Source organism: Nocardiopsis sp. TNDT3 (assembly GCF_003427465.1).
In the GTDB taxonomy this organism is placed as follows: Bacteria; Actinomycetota; Actinomycetes; order Streptosporangiales; family Streptosporangiaceae; genus Nocardiopsis; species Nocardiopsis dassonvillei.
On record NZ_QPFC01001222.1, the window covers coordinates 1 to 7,209 of the forward strand.

Sequence of the window (7,209 nt, forward strand, 5' to 3'; positions counted from 1 at the left end):
CCGGGACCCCGGCCGGGAAAAGGGCCCGGCGGGCACCCGTAGGCGCCCGCCGGGCCCGAACGGACCGGACGTCCGGCTCAGCCGAGGCAGACCAGCAGGTCGCCGCCCTCCACCTTCTGCACCCGGTCGACCGCCACCCGCGTGACCGTCCCCGACACGGGCGCGGTGATCGCGGCCTCCATCTTCATCGCCTCGATGGTGGCCACCGTCGCACCGGCCTCCACCGCCTCGCCCTCGGCGACCGTCAGGGTCACCGCGCCCGCGAAGGGCGCCGCGACCTGGCCGGGGTCGCTGCGGTCCGCCTTCTCGGCGGACCGCACCTGCGAGGCCAGGGCCCGGTCGCGGATCTGGAGCGGGCGCAGCTGGTCGTTGAGCGTGGCCATCACCGTGCGCACGCCGCGCTCGTCGGCCTCGCCCACCGCTTCCAGCTGGATGAGCAGCCGCACGCCCGGCGACAGGTCCACCGCGTACTCCTCGCCCGCGCGCAGGCCGTAGAAGAAGTCCGCGCTGGAGAGCACGCTGGTGTCGCCGTAGGCCGCCCGGTGCTCCTCGAACTCCCGCGTCGGACCGGGGAAGAGCAGCCGGTTGAGCGTGGCCCGCCGGTCCTCGGCCAGTCCCGCGCGGTCCTGCTCGCTCAGCTCCTGAGCGGGCCGCGCCTCGGAGCGCCCCTGGAGCGCCCGCGTGCGGAGGGGCTCGGGCCACCCGCCGGGCGGGACGCCCAGCTCACCGCGCAGGAACCCCACCACCGAGTCCGGGACGTCGAAGCGCCCGGGGTCGGCCTCGAAGTCGGCCGGGGAGACCCCCGCGCCGACCAGGTGCAGCGCCAGGTCGCCCACGACCTTGGAGGAGGGGGTGACCTTCACCAGGTGCCCGAGCATCCGGTCGGCGGCGCCGTACATCGACTCGATCTCCTCGAAGTGCTCGCCCAGCCCCAGCGCGACCGCCTGCGTGCGCAGGTTGGACAGCTGCCCGCCCGGGATCTCGTGGTGGTACACCCGGCCCGTGGGCGAGGACAGCCCGGCCTCGAAGGGCGTGTAGACCCGGCGCACCGCCTCCCAGTACGGCTCCAGTTCGTTGACCGCGTCCAGGCTCAGGCCCGTGGAGTGCTCGGAGTGGTCGAAGGCGGCCACGATCGCCGACAGCGACGGCTGCGAGGTGGTGCCCGCCATCGACGCCACCGCGCCGTCCACGGCGTCCGCCCCGGCGTTGACCGCCGCCAGGTAGGTGGCCAGCTGCCCGCCCGGGGTGTCGTGGGTGTGCACGTGCACCGGCAGGTCGAACTCGCTGCGCAGCGCCGTGACCAGCTTCGCCGCGGCCGGAGCGCGCAGCAGACCGGCCATGTCCTTGATCGCGAGCACGTGCGCGCCCGCGTCCACGATCCGCTCGGCCAGTTTGAGGTAGTAGTCCAGCGTGTAGAGCTTCTCGCCGGGGTCGGACAGGTCCGAGGTGTAGCACAGTGCCACCTCGGCCACCGAGGTCCCGGTCGCGCGCACGGCCTCGATGGCCGGGCGCATCTGCTCGACGTCGTTGAGCGCGTCGAAGATCCGGAAGACGTCCACGCCCGTCTCGGCGGCCTCGCGCACGAACGCGTCGGTCACCTCGGTCGGGTAGGGGGTGTACCCCACCGTGTTGCGCCCGCGCAGCAGCATCTGGAGGCAGATGTTGGGCACCGCCTCGCGCAGCGCCGCCAGCCGCTCCCAGGGGTCCTCGGCCAGGAAGCGCAGCGCCACGTCGTAGGTGGCGCCGCCCCAGCACTCCAGGGACAGCAGCTCGGGCAGCGTGTGCGCGACCGCGGGCGCCGCGGCCAGCAGGTCGCGGGTGCGCACCCGGGTGGCCAGCAGCGACTGGTGCGCGTCGCGGAAGGTGGTGTCGGTGACGCCCAGGTTCGGCGACTCGCGCAGCCACCGCGCGAACCCCTCAGGGCCCAGTTCGGCCAGGCGCTGGCGCGAACCCGGGGGCGGCGGTCCGGCGGGCTCGGGCAGCGGCGGCAGCTTGGTGGCGGGGTCCACCAGCTGGGGGCGCTCCCCGTGCGGCTTGTTCACCGTGACGTCGGCCAGGTAGGTGAGCAGGCGCGTGCCGCGGTCGGCGGAGGGCCGCGCGGTCAGCAGGTGCGGGCGCTCCTCGATGAAGGAGGTGGTGATCCGCCCCGCCTGGAAGTCGGGGTCGTCCAGCACCGCCTGGAGGAAGGGGATGTTGGTGGCGATGCTGCGGATGCGGAACTCGGCCACGGCCCGGCGCGCCCGACTGACCGCGGTGGCCAGGTCGCGGCCCCGGCAGGTGAGCTTGACCAGCAGCGAGTCGAAGTGCGGGCTGATCTCGGTGCCCGCCGCGGAGGTGCCGCCGTCCAGGCGGATGCCCGAGCCGCCGGGGGAGCGGTAGGCGCTGATGGTCCCGGTGTCGGGACGGAAGCCGTTGGCGGGGTCCTCGGTGGTGATGCGGCACTGGAGCGCCGCGCCGCGCACGTAGACGCCCTCCTGGGAGATGCCCAGGTCGGACAGGGTCTCGCCGGAGGCGATCCGCAGCTGGGACTGCACCAGGTCCACGTCGGTGATCTCCTCGGTCACCGTGTGCTCGACCTGGATGCGCGGGTTCATCTCGATGAAGACGTGGCTGCCGTCCGCGCCGACCAGGAACTCGACCGTGCCCGCGTTGCGGTAGCCGATCCGGCGGGCGAAGCGCACCGCGTCCGCGCAGATGCGGTCGCGCAGGTCCGGGTCGAGGTTGGGCGCGGGGGCCAGCTCGATGACCTTCTGGTGGCGCCGCTGGAGGGAGCAGTCGCGCTCGTAGAGGTGCACGACGCCGCCCTCGCCGTCGGCGAGGATCTGCACCTCGATGTGGCGGGGGTCGACCACGGCGCGCTCCAGGAACACGGTGGCGTCGCCGAACGCGGCGGAGGCCTCGCGCATGGCCGCCTCCACCGCCTCGCGCAGCCGCTCGGGCTCCTGGACGCGGCGCATGCCCCGCCCGCCCCCTCCGGCCACGGCCTTGACGAAGAGCGGGAAGCCGATCCGCTCCGCGGCGGCCACCAGGGCCTCCACGTCGTCGGAGGGCTCGCTGGACTCCAGGACGGGCACGCCCGCCTCCCGGGCGGCGGCCACGGCACTGGCCTTGTTGCCGGTCAGTTCCAGCACGTCGGCGGGCGGGCCCACGAAGGTGATCCCGGCGCGCTCGCACGCGCGGGCCAGCTCGGGGTTCTCCGACAGGAAGCCGTAGCCGGGGTAGACGGCGTCGGCCCCGGCCCGGCGGGCGGCGCCCACGATCTCGTCCACGGACAGGTAGGCGCGCACCGGGTGGCCGGGCTCGCCGATCTGGTAGGCCTCGTCGGCCTTGAGCCGGTGCAGGGAGCCGCGGTCCTCGTGGGGGAAGACGGCGACGGTGCGGGCGCCCAACTCGTAACCGGCGCGCAGCGCGCGGATGGCGATCTCGCCCCGGTTGGCCACGAGCACTTTGCGGAACATGGCGCACTCCTCCTGGTCGGTCAGGCGTGGTGCCGTGGGCGCAAGAACCGGCACCGTCGCCGGGGGCCCGCGGCCGGGTGGAACACCCGTACGTTAACCAGAAGAGGGTTCGGCGCGACCCACCGGGGCCGTCCTTCGCGCCGAGTACGGCTTCCGGCGGGCGTTTCGTGGCGTCGGCGTGTCGCGCGGGGCGGGGTGCGACGAACCCCGGCGGGTGTCGCGGGCTGTCTTCCCCGGGCCGGGCTCGCGTCACACCCGGGGGGACCCTTCCTCCCGGGCGTCCCCGCCGCCGTCCGCGTCCGAGGGCCGCACCGGGTAGGTGACGGTGCGGTCGGTGTGCACGACGGCCCCCGGAGTGAGCCGGGCGGCGTCCACGCGGTGGGCGGCCATGACGTGGAGGACCTCGTGGCCGCGGGCGAGCAGGTGGTCGGCGATGATGCGCCGGTGGCAGCGCCACCACACCGCCTCCGAGCACATCACAGCGGCGCGGTGGTCCTCGCCCGCCTCGCGCAGCCGGGCGAGCCCCGAGCCGAACTCGTCGGAGAGCCCGTGGTCGGCGTAGTTGTGGAAACTGCGGTTGCGCCAGAACCCGTTGACCTCGGGGGCCACGTCCCTGGCGACCGGGCGCCGACCGCCGAGTTCCGCGACGCGCGAGTAACGTATGCCGACGCCGAGCAGGGACTCGGAGAGGACGTCCCCGTCGAACTGCGGGTTGCGGCGCGACCCCGGGAGCCTGCGCACGTCGACCACCACGTGCACGCCGTTCTCGTGCAACAGCGCGGCGAACTCCTCGAACGTGCGGTCGGAGTGGCCGACGGTGAGGAACGGCGGAGCCATCCGGCTAGCCGTCGCCGGACACGCGGGTCAGGGCCCCGTCCTTGTGCGCCGCGACGTGGTCGGTCTTGTCGCTCCTGATCTCGTACTGCGGCTCGTCCTCGGAGGCGCGGCGAGTACGGCCCCTGAACTCGAAGTCGCTGGTGTGGACCCTCGTGATCGTGCCGGACACCCGTCCGGCCTCGGAGTTCCAGCTGACATGGTCACCGACGTCGAAACGGCGTGTCATCGCGTACACCCTCCTCCGGTCGTGGCGGAACGGCGTCTGGTGGACGGATCCTCGCCTACCCCGGACGGCCTCGGTGTATGCGGGCGGGGCCCCGGCGCCCACCGGTTCAGTCGAAGGGCGCGAGCGTGTCCGGTGACAGCGTCAGCGCGCAGGGCAGGGCGTCGAAGGCGGCGGTGACCTCGGCGAGGAGCGTCGCGGCGTCGCCGGTGCGGTCGCTGCGCCGGTAGGCACGGACCCAGTTCATGCTCCCGTAGCGCACCGCGGCCAGGGCCATCTCACTGACCAGCCGCAGCCGCACGTCCGCCCGGCTGTCGGTGCCGGTCTCCTCCTCCAGCAGTTCGGTCAGCCGCACCCGGAGGGCCTGGACGGAGCCAGCGTGGTGCGCGTTCAGCACCGGATTGCGGGCGACCAGTTTCCGGGTGGCCAGGTAGCGCTCGGTCCAGTCGCCTGGCAGGCCGCGCACCGCGTTCGCGTAGCAGTCGCGCAGGAGGGGCAGGACGGGGCCGGTGACGCTCATGCGCTCCACCTCGGCGGCGTAGGCCTCCCACAGTTCGCCCTCGGCGGCCAGGGCGACCTCCTCCTTGGAGGAGTAGTAGCGGAAGAAGGTGCGCACCGACACCTCGGCCGTGGCCACCAGGTCGTCCAGCGTGGTCTGGTCGAAGCCCCGCTCCAGGAACATCCGAAGCGCGGTGTCGGCGAGCACCCGCCGCGTGCGCAGCTTCTTGCGTTCGCGCAGGGGGAGTGCGGACTCCTCGTCGTGGAAGGGCTCGGCGGTCATCGGGCCAGGATACGGCGGTCTCTCCGGGGCCGGGAAAAACCCGTTGCCTGATGTGCCAGTCACTGGCAGTATGCCATCACTGGCATTTTTCGGATGCCTTCCCCTCCACCGAGAGAGAGCACATGAGCGACCGGACCGCCGCCCCCGTCCCCGAGGGACAGCGCATCGAGGCGCTGGGCGACCAGCTCGTCAAGATCCACGACATGCTGCGGGGCGAACTCGCCTCGCTGCGCCGCGACCTCGCCGGGGGAGGCGCCCCCTCCGGGGTCCCGGCGCCCCTGGACGAGCAGCTGCGCAAGAAGTGCCTGTCCTTCTGCGACTTCCTGCACGGCCACCACACCGCCGAGGACAAGGGCATGCTGCCCGGACTGGCCAGGAGCCACCCCGGGCTCGCGCCCGTCCTGGAGCGCCTGACCCGGGAGCACGTGCTCGTCAGCCGGTCGCTGGACCGCATCCGCGCGCTCCTGGAGGGCGGGGAGGCGGCCGGGCTCCGCGACGAGGTCGAGCGCCTGGCCGCCGAGGTGGAGGCGCACCTGGACTACGAGGAGCGCCAGATCGTGGAGGCGCTGAACTCCTACGGCCCCGTCACGCTCTGAGAACCGCCCCGTCGCGCGATGCGGGGTCGGCCGCGTCCCCGCCGACCCGTGCGCGCACCCGCGGGGCCGGCCCCGGATCGGCCTCCGCCGGAGCCGGGTCTGGTCTTCCCACCAGAACGGGGCGCTCACGGCCCACCCAGCAGAGGGAGACCGCTGGTGAGGAACACGGTACGGGTACCCCCCGGCTGAGGACGACCCTGTGGGCGCTGCGGTGGCTGATCGCGCTCGTGGTTCACTTCGCGGTCCTGACGGCCCTGCTGATGGGGTGGGCGACGGTCTTCCCGCACCTGCACTACGGGACCATGATGCTGACCCTGGCCGCCGGGTTCCTCTACGCGCCCCTGCACCTCCTGGGCCTGGTCGTACCGCTGTGCGCGGCGGGCGCGTACATGGCCGACACGCGCGGCGGCAGCCGGGTGGGGTGGTCGCTGCTGCTGGCGGTGGCGCCGCTGCTTCTCGGGGCCGTGGTCCTGCCGTTCCTCGTGCCCCTGGAGTGGGCGGTCTACATCATGTACTTCGCGACCGGGACGCTGCTCAGCGTGACGGCCGTCCACTCGGCTCTGCCCAACCGCTCCGGCCGGGACCCGAAGGAACCATCGGAGGACGAGGACGCCCGCGACGCGGCCGGAAAGCCGTAGTCTGGCCGTTCCAGATGTCCGTATACCGGGTGCTTCGGGAGGGCGACGCCCCCCGGCGGCCGGAGGCACAGCGAGGGGTCGGGTTCCTTGGCGACCGGGGAGGACGCGCGGATCGCCGCGCTGGAGCGGCACGTTCGGGAGTTCTGGCAGGGGCACGCCGTGGAGCCCGTCACCTGGGAGGACAACCCCGTCCTCGACCTGGTTCCCGGCTTCGCCACCTACCGGGTGGCGCCCAGGAACGAGGGCGAGGGCTGGACCTACGTGACGGTCGGCTCGTCCGTCCACGAGGCCGGGGGCGGCACCGAGTTCTTCCTCGTGGCGCCGACCGCGGAGCGGGCCCACGCCGAGACCCTGGGCATGGTGAGCCACCTGCACTCCTTCGAGGAGTACCGCCTCGACGTCGGTTCCGTCATCGACCTCGGCGGCCCCTGGACGGACGGCTCCCGCATGGACCACCTGCTGGTGAGCCCGCCCTATCCGTACGGACCCGCGTTGGAGTGGGCGCCCGAGGAGGCCGGGGGAGCGCGGTTCCTGTGGTTGCTGCCGATCCACCGCAGTGAGGCGGCCCTCATCGGAACCGAGTCGCTCGACGCCTTCGAGGAACTCCTGGAGGCGGAGGGCGTCAACGTCCTGGACCTGGACCGCCCTCCTCTCTTCTGAACGCCTTCGAGAAGCG

7 protein-coding genes are annotated in these 7,209 nt (G+C 73.3%); 3 read left to right on the forward strand and 4 right to left on the reverse strand.

The features are described 5' to 3' along the window. Window positions 1–77 precede the first annotated feature (77 nt). The 4 genes from DQW06_RS26130 to DQW06_RS26145 form a co-directional block, all read right to left on the reverse strand. Complete coding sequence (locus DQW06_RS26130; protein ID WP_117199494.1) at window positions 78–3,458, reverse strand: pyruvate carboxylase; 3,381 nt, start codon at window positions 3,456–3,458, stop codon at window positions 78–80. A 249-nt stretch (window positions 3,459–3,707) separates the two neighbouring features. After that, window positions 3,708–4,295: a DUF488 family protein gene (locus DQW06_RS26135; RefSeq protein WP_117199495.1), complete on the reverse strand. Its 588-nt coding sequence runs from the start codon at window positions 4,293–4,295 to the stop codon at window positions 3,708–3,710. Window positions 4,296–4,299: 4 nt separating this feature from the next. Beyond that, on the reverse strand, window positions 4,300–4,521 hold the full coding sequence (locus DQW06_RS26140) for a DUF2945 domain-containing protein (protein ID WP_013152202.1): 222 nt from the start codon (window positions 4,519–4,521) through the stop codon (window positions 4,300–4,302). A gap of 106 nt (window positions 4,522–4,627) precedes the next feature. Continuing rightward, the gene (locus DQW06_RS26145; protein ID WP_071621718.1) at window positions 4,628–5,299 is read right to left on the reverse strand and encodes a TetR family transcriptional regulator; all 672 of its coding nucleotides are present in this window, start codon (window positions 5,297–5,299) and stop codon (window positions 4,628–4,630) included. 122 nt (window positions 5,300–5,421) lie between these two features. On the opposite strand from DQW06_RS26145, the gene DQW06_RS26150 reads away from it, so the two are divergent. The 3 genes from DQW06_RS26150 to DQW06_RS26160 all read left to right on the forward strand — a co-directional run bounded on the left by DQW06_RS26150 (window position 5,422) and on the right by DQW06_RS26160 (window position 7,193). Beyond that, window positions 5,422–5,895 (forward strand): hemerythrin domain-containing protein, encoded by a 474-nt coding sequence (locus tag DQW06_RS26150; protein WP_013152204.1) that lies wholly within the window; start codon window positions 5,422–5,424, stop codon window positions 5,893–5,895. A gap of 227 nt (window positions 5,896–6,122) precedes the next feature. Continuing rightward, window positions 6,123–6,533, forward strand: a complete 411-nt coding sequence (locus tag DQW06_RS26155; protein ID WP_117199496.1) for a hypothetical protein — start codon at window positions 6,123–6,125, stop codon at window positions 6,531–6,533. 87 nt (window positions 6,534–6,620) lie between these two features. Further along, on the forward strand, window positions 6,621–7,193 hold the full coding sequence (locus DQW06_RS26160; protein ID WP_071621719.1) for a suppressor of fused domain protein: 573 nt from the start codon (window positions 6,621–6,623) through the stop codon (window positions 7,191–7,193). The last annotated feature ends 16 nt before the right edge of the window (window positions 7,194–7,209 follow it).